Here is a 20,864-nt window from a genome sequence, read left to right as displayed (position 1 = left end):
AATTCAAACGGACGAGAGGGTGACCCAACTAAATGATTTACTAATCCTATGATTGAAAACACACAAATGAAGGTTTTAAGTAGGCGGACACCGCTTCTTTTTGATGCCTTCAATTGTCATTTTCAGAATAGGATTGTATTTCTATAGTTGGATTGAATGGTCTTTTTATAGGCTTATTTAATGATCCTCTATTTATGAATGCCTCCTATTCTGCATAAAATAGGAGGCATTTTCTGTCTCCAAAAGGAGATGAATTTATGCAGGTATTAAAAGCGGGACAAATAAAACATTATGTAAAAGATCGTTTGTTGTTGGATATTACAGAACTCGAGGTGCAACAGCATGAACGGATTGGGCTGGTTGGACCGAATGGAAGCGGAAAGACGACACTATTACAGATTTTGGCTCAGAAAATAACGCCTGATAATGGGTTTGTGCATCAATATGTAGAGTGTGAATATATTCCGCAATTAAAGGTTGATATCACAACCAAAAGCGGTGGAGAAGTCACACAAGAATATATTCAAAAAAGCCTCAATCAAAATTCAGGATTACTGCTATTAGATGAACCGACTACTCATTTAGACCTTTCTCATATCAACTGGTTGGAAAAAAGTGTGAAAAGCTGGCAAGGAGCATTTATTTTAGTATCACATGACCGGACATTTTTGGATGCTCTCTGCACGAGTATATGGGAAATAAGAGATGGCCATCTGACAAAATATAAAGGCAATTATAGTGAATATGTAAAACAAAAAGAAGTGGAAAAGAATCAAGAGCAAGCGGCATATGAAAAGTATGTGAAAGAAAAGAAACAGCTTGAAGAAGCTTTAATATTAAAAGAGGAAAAAGCAAAAAGAGCCACAAAAAAACCGAAAAAGCTGAGCTCCTCAGAAGCTAGAATTACTGGAACAAAACCATACTTTGCAAAAAAACAAAAAAAGTTATATCAATCTGCTAAAGCCATTGAAACGAGAATAGAAAATCTTGAAAAAGTGGAAAAGAGCAAAGAGCGTGCCCCTATAAAAATGGATTTACCTCATGCAGATTTGGTAAATGGACGTATTGTCTTTCGATTTGAAAATGTGGAAGGGTCTTTCGGGGAAAGAAAGCTATGGAAAAAAGCAAGCTTCTTCATACGAGGCGGCGATAAATTAGCAATAATCGGAGCAAATGGAACAGGGAAAACAACGCTCCTTAAAAAAATAATGGCAAGAGATGCAGGCATTTCGATTTCTCCCTCTATTCAAATGGGCTATTTCAGTCAGAAACTCGATATATTAGACACTGAAAAAACAATCTTAGAAAACGTGCAATCTACCTCAAAAAGAGGGGAAGACTTAATCCGTACAGTTCTTGCTCGCTTGCATTTCTATGATGATGATGTGTATAAACCTGTTGGTGTATTAAGCGGGGGTGAACGAGTAAAAGTAGCGTTCGCCAAATTATTTGTCAGTGACCTAAATACATTAGTGCTAGATGAGCCGACCAATTTCTTAGATACCGAAGCAGTAGAAGCTTTAGAATCACTCCTGCAAGATTATGAAGGCACAATTATTTTTGTATCACATGACCGTCAATTTATTGAAAAGATTGCTACTCGAATACTGGAGATTAAGAAGCAGAAGATCCATATTTTCGAAGGTAGTTATACGCAATATGTACAGCAACAAAAGCCTAAAAAAGATAATTCTAAGTCTGACCAGCTTCTCTTATTAGAGACAAAAATAACAGAAGTGCTCAGCCGCCTAAGTATTGAACCGTCTAGTGAATTAGAGTTGGAATTTCAAAGGCTCCTGAAAGAAAAAAGGGAATTAAAATAGCTCCGTAACTGGTAGTCAGAAGAAAAAGTTACTATCAATCCTAACAAATTTTATAAAATATGTTTTAAGCCTGCGACAGCGGGTATATATAGAATACAAGGGAAAAACAATACTACAACGAAAGGGACTGATAGACATGAAGTGTTTAACAGCGACTGCAGAAGATGTATTGGAAAACACCTTGTACGGGGAATTTAGTTTCCGGGCGAAAGGAACACTCGTCCTGAACCGTTATATTTAGCGCTAGAATTTTTTTCTAGTAATTTCCCTTGAATCCCGCAACTAGTGGGATGAAAAAGGCGCTACTCAATCGAGTAGCGTCTTTTTCGTGTGTGTTGATATTTAAAAGTTATAAATCAATGATAAATTAGATTTTGAACTGGTTCACATGTTCTTGCAACTCTTCCGCCATCTTAGATAGCGCCAAAGCAGAAGAAGAAATTTCCTCCATTGATGCCAGTTGCTCTTCAGAAGCAGCAGCCACGTGTTGAGTATTTGTCGCGGAAGTTTGTGCTATTTGAGCAATATCTTCCATAGTGGCGTTGATCTGTTCAGCGCCTGCTGACATTTCTTCAGAGATAGCTGTAGACTCTTCTATTTTGGAAGAAACTTGTTCTATTAATTTCACAATCTCTTTAAAGCCAGTTTCAGCTTCATGTACGACAGTCATGCCGACTTGCACTTCATGTGTTCCTTGTGTCATAACATCTACTGCACGTGCCGTATCATTTTGAATTTTGCTGATCAATTGAGCGATTTGGTCAGCAGATTGCTTGGATTGTTCAGCTAATTTGCGTACTTCGGCAGCAACTACTGCGAAGCCTTTACCATGTTCGCCAGCTCGAGCTGATTCAATCGCAGCGTTTAGTGCTAACAAATTTGTTTGATCGGCGATTGAAGTTATCACCTCAATAATATGGCCGATTTCTTCAGAATGGCTGCCCAAGTTTTTGACGACTCTAGCTGAATCATCTACTACATCTGTAATGGTGTTCATTTGGGAAATCACTTTTTTCAACGAGTCATGGCCATTATTAGCTTCTTTTAATGTATCGCTTGATAGTTCAGAAACTTGTGCTGAAGATTCGGCTACTTGTTGAATACCTACTGTCATTTCATTCATTGCACTAGAGCTTTCCATTGCACCTTGGCCTTGCAATTCTGCACCGCTAGAAATTTCATGGATGCTCGTTGCAATTTGGTTTGTCGCCAGTGAAGTTTGTTCAGCGCTAGCAGTTAATTCTTCTGCTGAAGAAGCAACTTGGACTGCATTATTGTTTACTTTATGAATTAAACTACGAAGGTTATCAGTCATCAAATTGAATGATTGAGCTAAATCGCCAATTTCATCTTTATTTTTTACTTGAATAGGCTCAACAGTTAAATCACCGTCTGAAACGCGCGAGGTTGATTGTGCAATGGCGATGAGCGGCTTAGATATAAGACGGCCGATGAACCATGCAATGGTAATGGAGATTATAACCGCAATGATGCCGATGATAATTAACACGTTCATTGTATGTTTTACTGTGTCTGATGTTTCTTTGTTACCTTTGTCCAAAATATCATTTTGATAATCAGACAGTTTTTTTGATTGCTCATTAATACGGGTTACAATATCTTTTCCTTTTGAAGTCATCAAAAGATTTGCTTCTTCTGTTTTCTTTTGTTTTTGAAGTGCAATGACTTGCTCAGAGAGTTGATTATATTCATCTTCAATACTATTTAAATCACTTAACATTTTCTTTGCTTCAGCGATCTTAAACCTACTTTGTAGATTATTGTACTTATTTTTAAAATCCTCTCGTGATTGTGTATATTCTTGTAAAGCCTGATCAGTTCCTAAAAGTAAGTAGCCTCTTAAACTAGACATTTCTTGCTTCACGGCAACCTGTAAATCCTTAATATCTACCGCTTTTTGTGCTTTGTCTTGCAAGAGGAAGCTATAACTATCGTTCACTGAACGAAGTTGGGAAAAGCTTATTGCAACCATAGCAATTAAGATCGCAATTACTACTCCGAAACCACCGAGAAGTTTTCGGTTAATGGTCCATTTCATTTTCATCATCCTTTTCTACTATGCTTTATAGCATATAATTTTAATTCTATTGGGAATTTGTTGTTTCTTTAAAACATCAAATCTTTTGACCTATATTATGCTTTATTTTGCTATGTACAAAGGTATTTATGTTTTGTAAATACTCTTTTTTCAATGAGAAAAGCATTTTTATATAGTTATTAAGTCAAATTGCCCAGCAACTTTTCTATTATAATAACATGTTATTAAATTTACAATATTTTTAAATTGAAACCTAAAATTTTTATTCTTTGGAATGTTTATGGAAAAATACTTATTACTTTTTACTATTGAATGAACATGGTAGAATAGTTTAACGTACCGATCGCCTTTTGGGTATATTGGTTCAAATTGCTATTAATTGCAGACAACTAGGGGAGAAAAATCACATGAAGAAGACCAAAAGTATAGGTTGGAGATTGTCAGGGGTAATTATAGGGCTGTTTCTAATATTATTCCTGATATATTCTGTATTAGTAAGTATCAATTTATATCAAAAAAGTATCCAAGACTCAGAAAAATATGCAAAAGAGCATTCGAAACTATATGCCGCTGAAGTTTCTGAACGATTTGAAGCCACAGAAGAAACAATAAAGGCGACAAAACATGCATTAGAAGCACTGGCAAACGATCATAAACTGACAGCACAATCAGTTTTAAGTATTATGAAGCAAAACTTAGATAATACTTCGCAGCTTACCGGGATATCTATAATTTTAGAAAAAAATATCGCGCCTAAAAAGAATTTAGTAGACCCAAAATTATTAGATGAACATGGGCGATATATCCCGTATATGTTAAAAAATAACGATCAAGTTAATGTAGTGCCAGCAGTCGGATATGATAATGAAGAGATAAGTAAATGGTATGCTATTCCCAAAAATGAAGATCGTACTGTATTAACGGAACCACAGGAGTTTAAAGTAGGAAATGAATCTATTTATGTGGCTTCTATAGCTACGCCTATTTATACAGAAGATCATCAATTTGCAGGTGTTATAACAGCTGGAATTTCAATGGATTTCTTAAATGAATTCGTTAAGGACATGAAGCCTGATGGAGGTTATGCGAGCATTATCACAGACAATGGGACTGTGGTAGCGAATAGTATAAACCCCAAAATCACTGGAACCAATATGGCGAATGCGATTAATTGGAAACCGGTAAAAAGCCAATTGGCAAAAGGTGATATACCAAGTCTGTATGTAGATTCGAAGCAATTAAAAGAACAAGCGTTTAACGCATTTGCACCCATAAAAGTCGAGGGAGCAGATGAGGTATGGAGCGTGCAGTCGGTAGTTCCTAAATCAAGTATTCTGGCAACATTTAAGTCTATATTAACTTTAACAATTATTGCAGGTATCATCATCATCATTTTGATGGCAGCTGTGTCGCTTTGGTTCATTCATAAGCAATTGAAACCTCTTGCCAGCTTAAGAAAATCTATTGAAAAAGCAGCTTCAGGTGATCTAACTGAGAAAATAGATGAATCGCAAATACGCCCAGATGAAATTGGGCTTGTAGCTATAGCATTCAATGATATGTTAGACCAGACAAATGAAGTCATTGGCACGGTCAAAGAATCTACTTCGCGCTTGAATCAAACATCTACGAACGTGCATCGTGCATTTGAAGAGGTTTCAGCAGCGAGCGAAGAAGTGGCAGCAGCAGTAGAACAAATTGCGCAAGGTGCACAACAACAATCAATTGATGCAGAAAATACAAATCAGCAAATGGTGGATCTTTCTTCACAGATTGATGCATTAGCAGCACTTTCAGCAAATATGGATCAGTTGTCACTGAAATCAGCTCATTCTACTAAACAAGGAATTAAGCAAGTAGAATTGCTTCGTAATCATCATGAAACCACTAATGATATGAACAGTAAAGTGGAAGCTCAAATTTCAGTTCTATCCCATAAGATGACAGAAATTAATGCGGTCATTGAATCGATCCAGGGCATTACAGCACAAACTAATTTATTGGCATTGAATGCGAGTATCGAAGCTGCAAGAGCAGGGGAGCATGGCAAAGGATTCGCGGTTGTGGCCGAAGAAGTAAGAAAGTTGGCTGAGCAATCACGTTCAGAAACAGAAAGTATCCAGCATACAGTGAAAGAAATTTTGAATGAAACAGCTCAAACAGTTTCGCTCATTCAACATAATATAGAATTGATGGAAACCACCAATCAATCTGTCTCTGATACCGAGACAACATTTATGGAAAACGCGTCAGTAGCAAAAGAAATGGGCGGCACCATTGAGCAATTGTCCCATAAGCTAGAAGAAATGCTGACATATAAAGAAAGAGCGATGGAAGCAATCCGCAATGTAGCAGCAATTTCAGATGAAACGGCCGCATCAGCGGAAGAAGTGAGTGCATCTGCTGTCCAACAACAACAAGAAATGGAGCATGTGTCTACTTCTACTGAGCATATGAAACAAATTGCCGGTGAATTAGAAGATGTTATTGAACGTTTTAAATAATTGAACAGACAAACCGCCTATTCCTATTTGGAGGGGCGGTTTTTTGATTTCTTTCTAATGAACTATTGAAAAGCAAAAGACTTATCCGATATTAAAGGTAACTAATTATGCATGCTAATTGTAGGGAGGAATCTGTCTATGCGAATTGCTTCACAGATGCCGCCGGTCGATCCGGCTATAGCAAATACACCTTTAACAAAAAATGCGAATGAATCAACGGAAGAAAGTTTAAATCAAAACAAAGAAAATGACATACCAAAAGCCACTTTCCAGAAGGCAATAGACAAGTTGAATGAGTTCATGGAGGTACATAATAATAACTTGAAGTTTGTCTATCATGATGGATTGAAAGAGTATTATGTCAAAGTAGTCGACTCGAAAACAGATGAAGTGATTCGTGAAATCCCATCTAAACAAGTATTAGATGCTTACTATGAAATGCAAAAGATTATCGGAAATATAGTAGACGAAAAGATTTAAGGAGTGAATGAAATGGCGAACAATATATCGAGTTATTCATATTTACAAACAAGCGGTAGCCGTATTACAGGATTAGCATCTGGAATTGATACGGAATCTATGGTAGAAAAACTAATGCAAGCGCAAAGCATGCAAATGGAAAAACTTGTACAACAAAAGCAAAAATATGAATGGCAACGAGATGCTTATCGGGAAGTGAATACAAAGCTATCCACGTTTGAAAAAACATTTTTTGATGAATTTGGTTTGCAAAGTAAATTCCCGACAAAGACAGTTAATGTATCCGATAGCTCTAAAATCTCTGCTACTGCATCTTCAACAGCTAGCGGATCGCTTTCTATAGAGAGTATCACAAGCCTTGCAACTTCTGGTAGGTTAGTGTCAGGAAAAATTACAACAAATTCAGGGATAGCTGATGAAAATACATTATTATCTCAAATTCCTGGATTTTCATCAGAAGAAGGGACCCTAACTCTAAATGTTTTACAAAAAGATGGGTCAATGAAAAAAGAAAGCATTGCATATAAAGGCACAGACACATTATCTAGTTTTACAAGTAAACTGAATAAAGTTGGTATAACAGCAATTTTCGCAGACGGAAAAATGTCACTTACCGCAAATGCAACAGGATTACCTAAGGATGGTGGGGCATCTATCCAAGCGGATAGTGCTAATGATAAATCTCTTATGGAAGGCCTTGGTTTCGAGGCAGCTGATGCACAGATAATTGAGGGTACAAATGCTGAGTATACTATAAACGGAATTACGATGAATAGCACGTCAAACCAACTCTCTATTTCAGGATATACTATTACTCTAAAAGAAAAATTTGCTAAAGATTCTATCAGTCCAATATCGGTTACATCCACAACTGATACAGATGGAATGGTAAACAAGATGAAAGACTTCGTCAACATGTACAATAATCTCATCACCTCATTGAATGATAAGATTGGTGAAGCCAAATACAAGGATTATCAGCCACTTACCGATGCACAGCGCTCTCAAATGACTGAAGATCAAATTAAAAAATGGGAAGAAAAGGCGAAATCCGGATCAATACGTAGCGATTCTATTGTGCGTAATGCGCTTTCCAGTCTGCGCAGCACTCTTTATAAATCAGTAGAATTTGGAGATGGAAATAAGAAAGCTCTATTTGAAATCGGCATTACTACAACCAAAACCTACAACGATGGCGGGAAGTTAGAGATTGATGAAAACAAGCTTCGAGAAGCCCTGACGAAAGATCCAGAAAGTGTAATGAAAATCTTTACTCAGCCTAACACAGGGATAGTTGCGCAAATGCGTAAAATTTCTCAAGATACCGTAAAAACAATTGAAGAACGTGCAGGCAAAGCTTCTTCTGTGGATAACACATATACTCTTGGAAAACAACTTGAAGGTCTAACAGACAAAATTGCTGATTGGAAAGACCGCTTAAAAATGATTGAAGACCGTTATTGGAAGCAATTTTCTGCCATGGAGGATGCAATTGCACGTGCGAATAGCCAAGCCTCTTACTTCGCCCAATAGATAATTTAAGAACTTTGTAAAATATAAAGGAGTTGTCCAACTTGCAAGCACAAAATGCTTATAATGCATACAAACAAAATAGTGTCACAACCGCCTCTCCTGGTGAGCTAACACTTATGCTATATAATGGCTGTCTTAAATTTATGCATCAAGCCAAAAAAGGAATTCTTGAAAAAAATATTGAAATGAAAAATACAAATCTTATTAAAGCCCAAAATATTATCACAGAATTAATGTCCACATTAAATATGGATCTAGCTGTTTCTAATGAAATGATGCCGCTTTACGACTATATGAATCGTCGTTTAATGGAGGCGAATATAAAAAGTGACCCTTCCATTATTGATGAAGTGGAGGGCTTAGTGGTAGAGTTCCGTGATACATGGAAAGAAGTCATTAAGTTTAACAGACAAAAACAGTTTGTTGGGAATCAATTATAATGGATTTGCTTCAACAACTATTGCAAGTATCCGCGCAACTTTTTAAACATTTGTCCGAGCTGCCGCCGGATAAAGAGCGGGATGATTATTTACAAATCACAGAACGTTTACTAGATGAACGGGGATCTATTATTGAGGAACTACAGCAGTTGGAAGTAAATCCACTGCCGGGTCATCCGTTTGAAAAACAGTTGCGGGAACTGGATGAAAGAATCCGAAAACGTTTGAAAGCCCAAAAAGATGAACTCTCAACAGATATAAAGAATCTCCATTTATCTAAGAAATCTGAACGAAGTTATGTTGATCCTTATGCGAGTGTCCGTGTGATGGATGGTAGCTACTTTGATGGTAAGAAGTAAAAGTAATTACTCTAGCGAAGGCTGCTGTTTTTGCTAGAGTCTTTTTTTTGTTATATTCTTCATATTGTCACTCTCGTTATAATAGAAACAATTTAGTAGTAAAGGTGTTGGAAAGCGTTATGAAGTTTAAACGTACCGAGTCATTTCGGCATATATTTGAGAACAGGATAACTTCAAAGTATAAAGTAATAATGGACGGAATTGTACAGGATTTTTCTTCAACCTCAGAATTTTGCCAGTTAGTCGATTTAAGCCCCAGCGGTGCGAGGATTGCTTTAAACGATAATTTACCAATTGAAGGCAAAGTTTGCGTTATTGAGCTTCTCTTTGTCTTACATACCAAACCTATTGCTGTACATGGTGAAGTGAAATGGAAGCGTCCTGCTTTTGGCCATTATTATTATGGTATTGATTTAGAAACCGATGAGCTGATTGAAACGCTGATAATTTCAGAATTGAAATTACGTCGTAAACAAGAAATTATTGATAAAAAACAACAAGTATAAATGTAGACTATTCCCGTAGAGAAACAAATCTTTACGGGGTTTTTTCATTTCTTAATAAACCAGTTATTCTAACATTACCAATTTTTCTTCCGATATAATAGAAGAGAGACTATATAAATAACATTACATAAAGGGGGATTCATATGCGTAAATCATTTGTCGCTATGGGACTTGCAGCTGTATTAATGGCGCCAGCGTTTTTGTCTGCTGCTAGCAAGGAAAGTACAGAAGCACAAGCTGGTCCTGATATATCAACCCATGCTGATATTACGATGGTATCCAAAAAAACAAGTAAAAAAGCTAAAGCAGTTATTAATAAGATTAAAGCGATTAAATCTCAAAAAGTTGACTACATCCAAAAAACAAAAACTGCCAAAAGCGCATACGATAAACTATCGAAAAAAGACAAAAAGTTAGTTGCGAATTATCCAACTTTAAAAAAACATTGGGCAAAAATACAGCCAGCTCTTAAGAAAGTAAAAAAGCTCCAAGCTGATGTCACTAAATTAACTGATAAAAACTACAGAACAAAAGCTGCTCCGCTGAAAAAGACCTATGATAGCATGAATGCAATATCCAAAGCGGCTGTTCCTGCTTCTACAGTAAAAAAATTAAATCATTATAGCAATGTCACAGGTTCATATCGTTTAATGACGCTAGCTGTAGGAAATGCAAATAGCGGAACACAAGAAAAAAATGGCCCCAAAATATATAACTTTTTAACCTCTTATAATAAGCTTTCGGGCGCTCAAAAAAATCTGTTAGACCATTTAATGAGTTCAGACGAGAAAAGTAAATTAAATGGTTATCTAACTCAAGCTGACACAATTAAAACAGCTGCCACATTGGAGAAAAAATACGCAAGTTTAAAGACATCCAGCAATACGTATGGTAAAGATGCTGTTGCTTTGTACTGGGAATACACAAATGCAACCGTAGCAGATAGCGAAGTTGCAGGGTTTATGCCGAACAGCTCTAAAATTGTGGAACTACAAAAAATCTACGAAAAGCAAATAGTAGCTGCAGCGACTTTTGCGAACCTTGTGGATTCCATTGATGAAGGTAGTGCATCAAAAGAAGAGTTACTAAAAAAAATACAGGATGCGGTAACTTCTTATAAAAATATAAGCAAACCGACAGCGAGCTCTACTCCGAACGTTTATCCTAAACTGGCGCCAATTGATGTTGTGGATAAAAAGATAATAGCTACATATAAAAAGTACGAAACCATACCAAGTATTGTTGAAGGAATATTAAATTTACCTGATTTTATTAAAGTTGTGCCAGGCTCATTAACTTCAGCCCAAATTGATAATTTAATCGACCAGCTTGCAAAATATAAAAAGCTTGGAGCAGATCAGAAAGAGATAGTTCAAGCAAACGCACAGGAAAAAAAGCCATATCTTTTAGAAGAAAAAAATGTGGCTAGTGCACAGACTATAGATAAAAGTTATGATTCAGTGCAAAAGAAAAAAACGAGTCCAACTTACTTAGCAGACCTGCAAAAGGTTTTTGATGCATATGATAATGCCATCATTGATGTTAGACGATTTATAAAGAATGCGCTTACCATTGCCGCAATTCCTACGTCTCCAGTTTACAAAGAAGCAAAGATAGCAGCTGATGACTTTGCTATAGACGTTAATAAATTATCGGCAAATAGCACTCTACAAGATGTAAAATCAGTTGTTGCAAAATATAATACTATGTCTAATGCAAAACCAAACCAAACAGCATTAGTAGATAAAATAGTTCTTAAGACATACAACCAATACGCAGGCATTCCACAAGTGGTAACAGCGTTTAATAAAATTCCAGATAAAACATTAAGTAATGGTTATTATGGCTATTCTACAAAGAATATTACTGACCTTTTATCCAATATTAAAACGTATAAAAAGCTAGGTACTCCTCAAAAAGCAATTGTAGACAATTCGACAACAACACACAAACCGACAATTGAGATGCTGGCAGGTGAAGAAGCCAATATTAAAGAGGCGCAAGGACTCGATAAAGCTTATGCTAAACTGAAAAAATCGAGCAAAAACTATCCGAAAGAAGCGAAAAAAGTTCACATCGATTATCTAGATGCATCACCTGATACGCTTAAATATTTGGTAAATGGCCTAAAAATGGAAGGATTAGATCAAGCCTATAAAAGCCAACAACAGCTTGCCTCAACCTTTGAAGAAATGGTTAACCAATTGAATCGTAAAAGTAATGCAACGCAAGATGTACTGCCAGTTGTCCGTTACTATTTAGCAAAGGTAGAACCTTATTCAAAAATAAGCAATCTTGTTGATAGCAAAATCTTAAAAAAATATAAGCAATATGAGCCAATTGCGGATATCATGCAAATGTTTGATTTGATAAAAATTACGAATGAAAACGATATTTCACCAACTAATATTGAATATATTCAACAAGCCATCAAAACGTATAAAAAGCTGGCAGCTGATCCGAAAAAAGTAATAGATGATGCAGATCGCTCTAAATATAAATTTTTGCAAGATGGAGATGAGATAGCTCAAGCTTCAACTATTGATAAAGCATTCGAAAAAATTAAACCTACTGACAGCAAGTATGAAGTAGACGTTTTGAAAGTCTATTACACTCTTTATGACCGTGCACCGTCACAGGTGAAAAAATATGTAGCAAACAAGAAGGCCTTGGAAGAAGTAGCAACGCGATATATTCCACAACTTGCGACAGCTAGGGAATTCGAACAAATGGTGAAAGACCTGTCGGAAGTTAGTAATAAAGGCTATACACCAGGCGTGCAAGATGTAAAAAAAGTCAAAGATTACTATGTGAATAACGTAAAATACAACAAGATTAATGCGCAGTATAATGTTCCTTTAGAAACGATTATAGATCCAACAATTATGGAACAATATCATAAATTCGAAGATATCCTGACAATTCAGGACATCGCCAAAAGCATGTATGTGCAATATGGACGGTTTGTCGAAGGAAAAGGATATGCTTCTGGTGATAAACTAAAAAATAAAAATGACGTAAATAGTATTGTAAAGGTTATTACTCTTTATAATCAATTAGATTCACCGCAAAGAGCTATTGTCAGCAAGGCGCCAAGGTATGCAAACGACCACTCGTATGAAGAATCACACAACATTCCGTATGATCCAAATCGAGTTTTTGAAGAAAATGAAATTATTCGTCCGTCTATCCCGTTGAATGATGTGGCGATTCAGAATTTCCTAGAAGCACAAAAAATCAATGCAGCGTATGAAGCGTTAAAGCCAACTAGCTCTAGCTATAGAGATGGTGCAATTGCTCTGTATTATAGATACATGAATGCGGGTCCAAACGTTCAGGCTTATGTAATCTACTCGAAAGAGATTGAGGATTTTGCTAATCGTTTTAATGCAGCAACTATTAAAGCCGAAATTGATACATTTATTCAAGCTTTGAACAAGTTGTCTAAGAACAGTTTGTACGAGGATGTCAATTCTGTTGTGAAACAATACAATGCACTAAATGAAGTACAGCTTTCGCTTCTAGATAAGCCAACGCTAGCAAAATATAATAGCTATGCTCCTTTAGTAGATATGTATATAAATATTGATAAGATAAATAAAAATGGAAAGTACAGCAATAACGATATTCAATTAATGCTTTCCACAATTGCCATTTATAAAAAATTATCGTTAGATCCAAAAGCTATTGTTACAAAAACAACAAGCTTGAATAAGGAATTTTTAACCGAAGAAACAGCTATCAAACAAGCGCAAAAACTCGATAAGAGCTATCAATCACTTGATCCAAACAGTAAAAAGTACGGTACTGATTTGAAAAAACTTATCCAAGATTATGGCAAATTGTCGACTACGGCTAAAAAATATGTTGTAACGGATTTTGATAGTATACAATCTGGGACAGAATACAAAACGCCAAAAGAAAAGGCAGATGCTTTTGAGAAGGCTGTCAATCGCTTGAATCCCAAAAGTCCATATGCTGATATATTAGAAGCAGTGAAATTGTATAATGGACTTGACAAAAAAGCATTAACTTATGTAGATAGCAAAGTACTGGCTATTTACAATAAATATGCTCCCATCGTTTCAATTGTGACAATACTAACAGATCCTGGCACTCCGTATGATAATCAGTATATTGATAATATTGCACAGGCCATAACACTATACAATAAGTTGGGGAAGGACCAAAAGGCAATAGCAGAAGAAGCGTTAACTGTACCTCAAAAGGCCTTGCTAAATGAAGGTGACAATATTAAAGCCGCTCAAGAGCTAGATAAAAAGATTGTGGCTATTACACCTGGAAAATCTGGTTACACAAAAGCAGTCATTGAAGCAGGCAAAACTTATGACGCTATGTCGGTCAATGCCCAAAATTATGTGAAGAATAAAAGCAAATTAAGAGAATATAGGACAGATAAAAATATCGAACCTTCTATTAAAAAGCTTGCAGACTTTGAAAAAGGCGTAGCCGAGGTAGAGGAACTTGCTGCTGATGAAACAAATAATAATTGTGGAACTGGGACATGTAGTAAAGACATTGTCGACAAAATGGTTATTCTTGAACGGCTTTACCAAGATCTAAATATACCAAAGCTAATCAAGGGTGAAGAAATCAAATTAAGCACGCTTATTGATCGCAAAGTACTTCAACGCTATCAATATTTCTATGCGGTTTATGATATTAAAAACCAATTGGATAATCTTTAATATAATGAAGGCCCGAGCCGTTATGGCGTTCGGGTCTTTTTTTGAAATCCAAAATATCAAAAATATATTATTTTGTTCTATATCTAAGTCCCAAGCAATATACTTTAGTGGAAATAAGACAAAATAGTGGCAGAACACAATAACAACATCAAAAAAAATTAATTAATTATGTGTTTTAAGAAGGGTTTTAACGGGCATTGTAGAATAATATTAGTATGGTTGATTAAAGGAGGAGTTTACATGCTAACATTTAACATTCGTGGTGAAAACATTGAGGTAACTCCAGCAATTCGAGAGTACGTTGAAACAAAGCTTCAAAAATTAGAACGCTATTTCAATGAAGATCTTAATGCGATTGCTCATGTAAATTTAAAGGTTTACAATGACAAGAGTACGAAAGTAGAAGTAACAATTCCTATGAAAAGTTTAACTTTACGTGCAGAAGAGGCTAATGATGATATGTATGCTGCAGTTGACTTGATTATTGGCAAGTTGGAACGTCAAATTCGCAAGCATAAAACAAAAGTCAATCGCAAATTCCGCGATCGTGAAGGAGTAGGCATTTACTTTGCAAATGTTCAGACTGAAAATTCCCCTGGAGCAGTAGCTGATCCGAATGATTCAGAGGAAGAACTATCAGTTGTCCGTACAAAACAACTTTCCTTGAAACCAATGGACGAAGAGGAAGCCATTCTACAAATGAACTTACTTGGCCATGATTTCTTTATTTACACAGATGCAGAGTCAGACGGAACAAATATCGTATACAAACGCAGAGATGGTAAATACGGACTGATTGAAACTAGTTAAGATAATAAATTCATAGTATTTGCGTTTTAGATAAGCCCAGCAGGAGCAACCTAATGTTTGCTCAGCTGGGCTTTTATGTGATATTCTTCCTTATCAATTTTCGAAATCCAACCTTTCCTTCTATGTATTTCTTTTAAAAGAAATTAAAGATTGATTTTTCAATTTATTTACTTTACTGTTAAGTTATCATTACTGTTATATGTTAAGTGAACGGCCACAGTAGATGATTTAATTCATCACACTGAATAGATTTGTAAATTTCAATTCTGTATATCTTTTTTCCTTGTATTATTTGTTTAGGAATAATAGATTTTTACTAATTGTTCATTTGCTTTAAACGTTCAGACAGTGTTAAAATGAAGGTTGAGACTATATAGGATGTGAAAATCAATGCCTAGCATATTAAATAAAATTTTTGATCCAAATAAAAAAGAATTAAAACACTTAGAAAAAGTTGCAAGTGCAGTCGATGCATTTGCTGAAGATATGGCTAAATTAACAGATGAAGAATTAAAAGCAAAAACGAATGAATTCTACGAACGTTTTTCTAACGGCGAAGATTTAGATAAAATTCGCCCTGAAGCTTTTGCAGTTGTTCGTGAGGCATCTAAACGCGTTTTAGGCATGTACCCTTACCCAGTTCAATTAATGGGGGGCGCAACGCTTCATGAAGGGAATATTGCTGAGATGAAGACAGGGGAAGGTAAAACGTTGACTTCCACTTTACCTGTTTACTTAAATGCCCTTACTCATAAAGGCGTGCATGTTGTTACAGTCAACGAGTACTTAGCAAGCCGTGATGCTGAAACGATGCGTCCATTATATGAATTTTTAGGTTTAACAGTTGGCTTGAACTTGAATAACATGTCAAAAGATGAAAAACGTGAAGCTTATGCATGTGATATCACGTATAGCACAAACAACGAGCTTGGCTTCGACTACTTGCGCGACAATATGGTTCTTTATAAAGAAGAACGTGTTCAACGTCCGTTGCATTATGCAGTAATCGATGAAGTGGACTCCATCTTAGTCGATGAAGCCCGCACACCTTTAATCATTTCTGGTCAAGCGAATAAATCAGCTGCCTTATACAAACAATCAAACGCGTTTGTACGCACATTGAAACAAGATGAAGACTACAATTATGATGTAGAAACTAAAGGCGTTACAATGACAGAACAAGGGATTGAAAAAGCAGAGAGAGCTTTCAATATTGATAACTTGTTTGATTTAACGCATGTTGGTCTAAACCATGCCATCAACCAATCGTTAAAAGCGCATGTTAGTATGCACTTGGATGTTGATTATGTGGTACAAGACGGTGAAATATTAATCGTTGACTCATTTACAGGACGTATTATGCAAGGCCGCCGTTATTCAGAAGGATTACACCAAGCCATTGAAGCAAAAGAAGGCGTAGAAATTCAAAACGAGTCTATGACCATGGCGACAATTACGTTCCAAAACTATTTCCGTATGTATGAAAAGTTATCTGGTATGACAGGTACAGCTAAAACGGAAGAAGAGGAATTCCGCAATATTTATAATATGAATGTTGTTGTGATTCCGACTAACAAACCAATTGCACGTGATGACCGTCCGGATTTAATCTATGCATCTATGCAAGGTAAATTTGAAGCGGTGGCAAATGAAATTGCAGACCGTCATCAAAAAGGGCAGCCAGTACTTGTTGGTACAGTTGCTATCGAAACATCAGAATTAATTTCGCATTTATTAGCAAAACGCAGCATTCCGCACAATGTCTTGAATGCGAAAAACCATGAGCGCGAAGCAGAGATTGTTGCAGAAGCAGGTCAAAAAGGCGCTGTAACCATTGCAACAAACATGGCTGGTCGTGGTACAGATATTAAACTTGGCGAAGGCGTACTAGATTTAGGCGGATTAGCCGTTATTGGTACAGAACGTCATGAATCACGCCGTATCGATAATCAGTTGCGAGGCCGTGCTGGACGTCAAGGTGACCCTGGTATCACACAATTCTATCTTTCTTTGGAAGATGAATTGATGAAACGTTTCGGCTCAGAAAGCATGAAAAACATGATGACAAGATTAGGGATGGACGATACACAGCCAATCCAATCGAAAATGGTATCCAAAGCCGTTGAATCTGCTCAGAAACGTGTAGAAGGTAATAACTTCGATGCGCGTAAACGCTTATTGCAATATGATGATGTCTTGCGTCAACAACGTGAAATCATTTATAAAGAGCGTTATGAGGTATTGGAAACAGAGAATATGCGTGGCTTAGTCGAATCAATGGTAGACGAAGTACTAGTTAGCGCAGTTCATTCATATACAACTGAAGAAAATCCAACTGAATGGAATCTAACAGGACTAGCAAGTTTTGTAGGTGCTAATTTGTTACCAGAAGGCATTGCCACTGTCGATTCATTCAAAGGGAAAACACAAGAAGAAATCATTGAATTCCTTCGCACTGAAGTGAAAAAAGAATATGACCGAAAAGAAGAAGAACTTACGCCAGACCGCATGCGCGAGTTTGAGAAAGTTATCTTGCTTCGTGCAATTGACTCTAAATGGATTGATCACATCGATGCAATGGACCAATTGCGCCAAGGTATTCATCTACGTGCTTACGCTCAAACAGATCCGCTTCGTGAATATCAATCAGAAGGCTTTGCGATGTTCGAAGCTATGGTAGAAGCTATCCGTTCTGACGTTGCTCAATATGCAATGAAAGCAGAAATCCGCAGTAATCTTGAACGTGAAGAAGTAGCGAAGGGTGAAGCGGTAAATCCGAAAACCGATGAAAAGACTTCTAAACGCAAGCCAGTCCGTAAACAGCAAGAAGTAGGTCGTAATGATTTATGCCCTTGTGGTAGCGGTAAGAAATATAAAAACTGCCACGGCGCTGTCTAAAGAGTAAAAATAGTGGGATCCTTTATCTCCCACTGATGAGCTCTTACTGCCCGTAATGTAGGATAAAGTGAATGATGTAATTGGCAAAAGGAGCTGTTCAAACTTTGAACAACTCCTTTATGTCTTTTCATAGCTATAGTTATAGAATCTTATCCCTTCTATAACTATACTTACAGTGAATAACATTCAGCCTTAGTTGTTGAAAAGTGACTAAGATGCGTGATAAGTTATTGAATATTTAATGTAATTGGAGGAACAAATTATGATGGAATTATCTGATGTTCGGAACGACCTTGATGGGACGTCCACAAAATTAGAAGACTTTAGGGGGTCTCTTTGACTTAGAAAACAAAGAGGCGCGGATTCAAGAATTGGATGAAATGATGCTTGAGCCATCTTTCTGGGATGATCAAAACAATGCGCAAAAAATTATCAGTGAATCCAGAGGGTTAAAAGAAATCGTCAACGAATTTCACGAATTAGTTGAAACGCAGGAAAACCTTGAAATGACACTGGATTTATTGAAAGAGGAACCAGATGAAGAATTGCAGCAAGAACTTTTTAAAGAGATGGATGAGTTTAAAAAACGCACCGAGGATTTCGAACTGCAATTGCTTTTAAGCGATCCTTACGATCAAAACAATGCCATTGTGGAACTTCACCCAGGCGCAGGCGGTACCGAATCCCAAGACTGGGGATCTATGCTTTTGCGTATGTATACGCGCTGGGCAGAAAAACATGATTTCAAAGTAGAAACATTAGACTACTTGCCAGGCGATGAAGCAGGGTTGAAATCTGTTACACTTGCGATTCGCGGACATAATGCATACGGTTACCTGAAAGCCGAAAAAGGCGTTCATCGCCTTGTACGTATTTCACCATTCGATTCCGCTGGACGCCGACATACTTCCTTTGTATCTGCAGATGTCATGCCGGAGTTTACCGATGAGATTGCTGTTGAAATCCGTACAGAAGATTTAAAAGTAGATACCTATCGTGCATCAGGCGCAGGTGGTCAGCATATCAATAAAACAGAATCCGCTGTCCGCATTACTCACTTGCCAACAGGTGTTGTGGTGGCATGCCAGGCTGAACGCTCACAAATTAAAAACCGTGAGAAAGCGATGAATATGCTGCAGGCGAAATTGTATCAGCTAAAAGTAGAAGAGCAGCAAGCTCAGCTAGATGATATCCGCGGTGAACAGAAGGAAATCGGCTGGAGTAGCCAAATCCGTTCATATGTATTCCATCCGTATTCAATGGTGAAAGACCATCGCACCAACACAGAAACCGGTAATGTCCAAGCGGTGATGGATGGCGATATTGACCAGTTTATTAATGCATATTTGCGCTCACAATTATAAAAACTGTAAGTTATGAATAAATAATACGCCCGAGTGGATAGACTTTTGCAAGGTCTCATCTGAACGGGCGTATTTTTTGCTAGTAGCGGTCTTGTCTCTTTCTATTTTGGGTATTGAGCCAAATCATACCAAACGTTTGTTCTTAATTTTACTTGCTAAATGAGTAACTCGAATATAAAATAAAATAAGAACGTTTGTTTTCTATGGAGGTTGTTGGCGATGTTGAATTTATCGAATGAAGCAATTCATAGGTTAGAGCAGGCCATTTACTTGCCAATGGTGCTGCAAATTCTAAAGCGTGATAGCAAAGAATTTGAGCAAGGGCATTTTAAATTAAAACAACCATATATAAGGCTACTTGAACAGACAACCAAGCGAGTCCACAAAGAACTGGCTGAGACGAAACGTTATTTGGCTATGCATCAGCTGCAAGTATTCCGCGGGGAGCGAGATGATCTATTCTCCGAATACATTTTTATCAATAAAAGAGCCCAAGATTGCCGCCGATACTCGAATATTCGGCTGCGCAATCATGTGGAAGAACTGTTAACTCACTATTTATCTAAGTCATAAGAAACAAGCCGCGCTCTATAATTGAACGATTGTCTATTTTTTGATGCCTATTGATCACCTCGTCCATATGACGGAAATAAAGGATGGATGCATAATATTGCTGCCTTGAAAGTGTTGTAAAACTTAATTGTTCCTCTATATAAACTCCTTTTTTGAAATATAAGCCCATTTCTTGTTTATTCATCATAGTATGTCCTCTAAAATTTTGCCACAAAATCCATGCGTTATGCTTTTTCTTAGGTGATGCAGTCGGAAAGAAAATATATGGCTGTAAAAGAGCCGTTAAGATGATAGGTAGTTTAATAATCGTGTCTGATTTAGCATGTTCGTTTACTTTGCTAAATACGTAATTTGAATATTCCAGTGATACGTCCAATGAAGTGCCGAGTGAAGTGCAAATATAATTAATCAATCGGGTCACGGTACACGAGACGATGTATTGACGATTGAGCTCAATAACAAGTGAATAATTTCGTTTGTCTAGCAAAATAGGTTTAAGCATGCAAATATCCGGTGTTAGATAAAATTCATGAATTTTTATAATTTCCATTTTTATTCCTCCTAGTATGTTGGTGGATTCAAAGACTAAATTTACGGGTATATAATGATCTCAACTACTCTATTTCTATAGATAGATGAGAAAGTAAAAAAGATTGCATATTCATGTTGTTTTTCCTATACTAACAAAAAGCATTTCAGGAAATAAAACAGAGAAAAATGACATATCATTGGTCGTTCTTCTCTTTTTGTTGGCAGAATGAATACTTTGCTTGGGCCATATGAGGGTAAAATTAAACTATTTTTGT

At 36.7% G+C, this 20,864-nt stretch carries 14 protein-coding genes; 12 read left to right on the top strand and 2 right to left on the bottom strand.

Annotation, left to right across the window (positions count from 1 at the left end):
- Nucleotides 1–257: 257 nt before the first annotated feature.
- Complete coding sequence (locus RCJ93_RS07855; protein ID WP_446738745.1) at nucleotides 258–1,823, top strand: Vga family ABC-F type ribosomal protection protein; 1,566 nt, start codon at nucleotides 258–260, stop codon at nucleotides 1,821–1,823.
- 367 nt (nucleotides 1,824–2,190) lie between these two features.
- Here RCJ93_RS07855 and RCJ93_RS07850 read toward each other — a convergent pair whose 3' ends face one another.
- Nucleotides 2,191–3,882, bottom strand: coding sequence for a methyl-accepting chemotaxis protein (locus tag RCJ93_RS07850; RefSeq protein WP_150283701.1), 1,692 nt, complete (start codon nucleotides 3,880–3,882; stop codon nucleotides 2,191–2,193).
- A 407-nt stretch (nucleotides 3,883–4,289) separates the two neighbouring features.
- Here RCJ93_RS07850 and RCJ93_RS07845 point away from each other — a divergent pair, with 407 nt between their 5' ends.
- From RCJ93_RS07845 to RCJ93_RS07795, 11 genes are all read left to right on the top strand, one after another.
- On the top strand, nucleotides 4,290–6,386 hold the full coding sequence (locus RCJ93_RS07845) for a methyl-accepting chemotaxis protein (RefSeq protein WP_150283702.1): 2,097 nt from the start codon (nucleotides 4,290–4,292) through the stop codon (nucleotides 6,384–6,386).
- Nucleotides 6,387–6,524: 138 nt separating this feature from the next.
- Nucleotides 6,525–6,866, top strand: a complete 342-nt coding sequence (locus tag RCJ93_RS07840) for a flagellar protein FlaG (RefSeq protein ID WP_066784695.1) — start codon at nucleotides 6,525–6,527, stop codon at nucleotides 6,864–6,866.
- A gap of 12 nt (nucleotides 6,867–6,878) precedes the next feature.
- Nucleotides 6,879–8,399, top strand: a complete 1,521-nt coding sequence (locus RCJ93_RS07835; RefSeq protein WP_446738744.1) for a flagellar hook-associated protein 2 — start codon at nucleotides 6,879–6,881, stop codon at nucleotides 8,397–8,399.
- Nucleotides 8,400–8,440: 41 nt separating this feature from the next.
- Nucleotides 8,441–8,839: a flagellar export chaperone FliS gene (fliS, locus tag RCJ93_RS07830; RefSeq protein WP_084246847.1), complete on the top strand. Its 399-nt coding sequence runs from the start codon at nucleotides 8,441–8,443 to the stop codon at nucleotides 8,837–8,839.
- Nucleotides 8,839–9,198 carry a flagellar protein FliT gene (locus tag RCJ93_RS07825; protein ID WP_147194642.1) on the top strand — a complete coding sequence of 120 codons (360 nt, stop codon included), beginning with the start codon at nucleotides 8,839–8,841 and terminating at the stop codon, nucleotides 9,196–9,198. Before fliS ends, RCJ93_RS07825 begins: the two co-directional genes overlap by 1 nt.
- 119 nt (nucleotides 9,199–9,317) lie before the next feature.
- On the top strand, nucleotides 9,318–9,704 hold the full coding sequence (locus tag RCJ93_RS07820; protein ID WP_149031980.1) for a PilZ domain-containing protein: 387 nt from the start codon (nucleotides 9,318–9,320) through the stop codon (nucleotides 9,702–9,704).
- A gap of 143 nt (nucleotides 9,705–9,847) precedes the next feature.
- Complete coding sequence (locus RCJ93_RS07815; protein ID WP_446738743.1) at nucleotides 9,848–14,413, top strand: hypothetical protein; 4,566 nt, start codon at nucleotides 9,848–9,850, stop codon at nucleotides 14,411–14,413.
- A 240-nt stretch (nucleotides 14,414–14,653) separates the two neighbouring features.
- Nucleotides 14,654–15,223, top strand: a complete 570-nt coding sequence (gene hpf, locus RCJ93_RS07810; RefSeq protein WP_066784713.1) for a ribosome hibernation-promoting factor, HPF/YfiA family — start codon at nucleotides 14,654–14,656, stop codon at nucleotides 15,221–15,223.
- 390 nt (nucleotides 15,224–15,613) lie between these two features.
- Nucleotides 15,614–18,121 carry a preprotein translocase subunit SecA gene (gene secA, locus RCJ93_RS07805; RefSeq protein ID WP_251645448.1) on the top strand — a complete coding sequence of 836 codons (2,508 nt, stop codon included), beginning with the start codon at nucleotides 15,614–15,616 and terminating at the stop codon, nucleotides 18,119–18,121.
- A gap of 265 nt (nucleotides 18,122–18,386) precedes the next feature.
- Nucleotides 18,387–19,485 (top strand): peptide chain release factor 2 gene (prfB, locus tag RCJ93_RS07800; RefSeq protein WP_446738963.1). Its coding sequence is split into 2 segments (ribosomal slippage): nucleotides 18,387–18,458 and nucleotides 18,460–19,485, totalling 1,098 coding nucleotides; the frame shifts between segments, so codons are not numbered across the junction.
- Between the two features lie 219 nt (nucleotides 19,486–19,704).
- On the top strand, nucleotides 19,705–20,058 hold the full coding sequence (locus RCJ93_RS07795) for a hypothetical protein (RefSeq protein ID WP_066784719.1): 354 nt from the start codon (nucleotides 19,705–19,707) through the stop codon (nucleotides 20,056–20,058).
- Here the strand turns inward: RCJ93_RS07795 and RCJ93_RS07790 are convergent.
- Nucleotides 20,048–20,608, bottom strand: coding sequence for a competence protein ComK (locus tag RCJ93_RS07790; RefSeq protein WP_251645449.1), 561 nt, complete (start codon nucleotides 20,606–20,608; stop codon nucleotides 20,048–20,050). The two genes, RCJ93_RS07795 and RCJ93_RS07790, sit on opposite strands and share 11 nt — an antisense overlap.
- Between the last annotated feature and the right edge of the window lie 256 nt (nucleotides 20,609–20,864).

Source organism: Rummeliibacillus sp. BSL5 (assembly GCF_052928305.1).
This window is presented reverse-complemented; position numbering and strand designations above follow the sequence as displayed.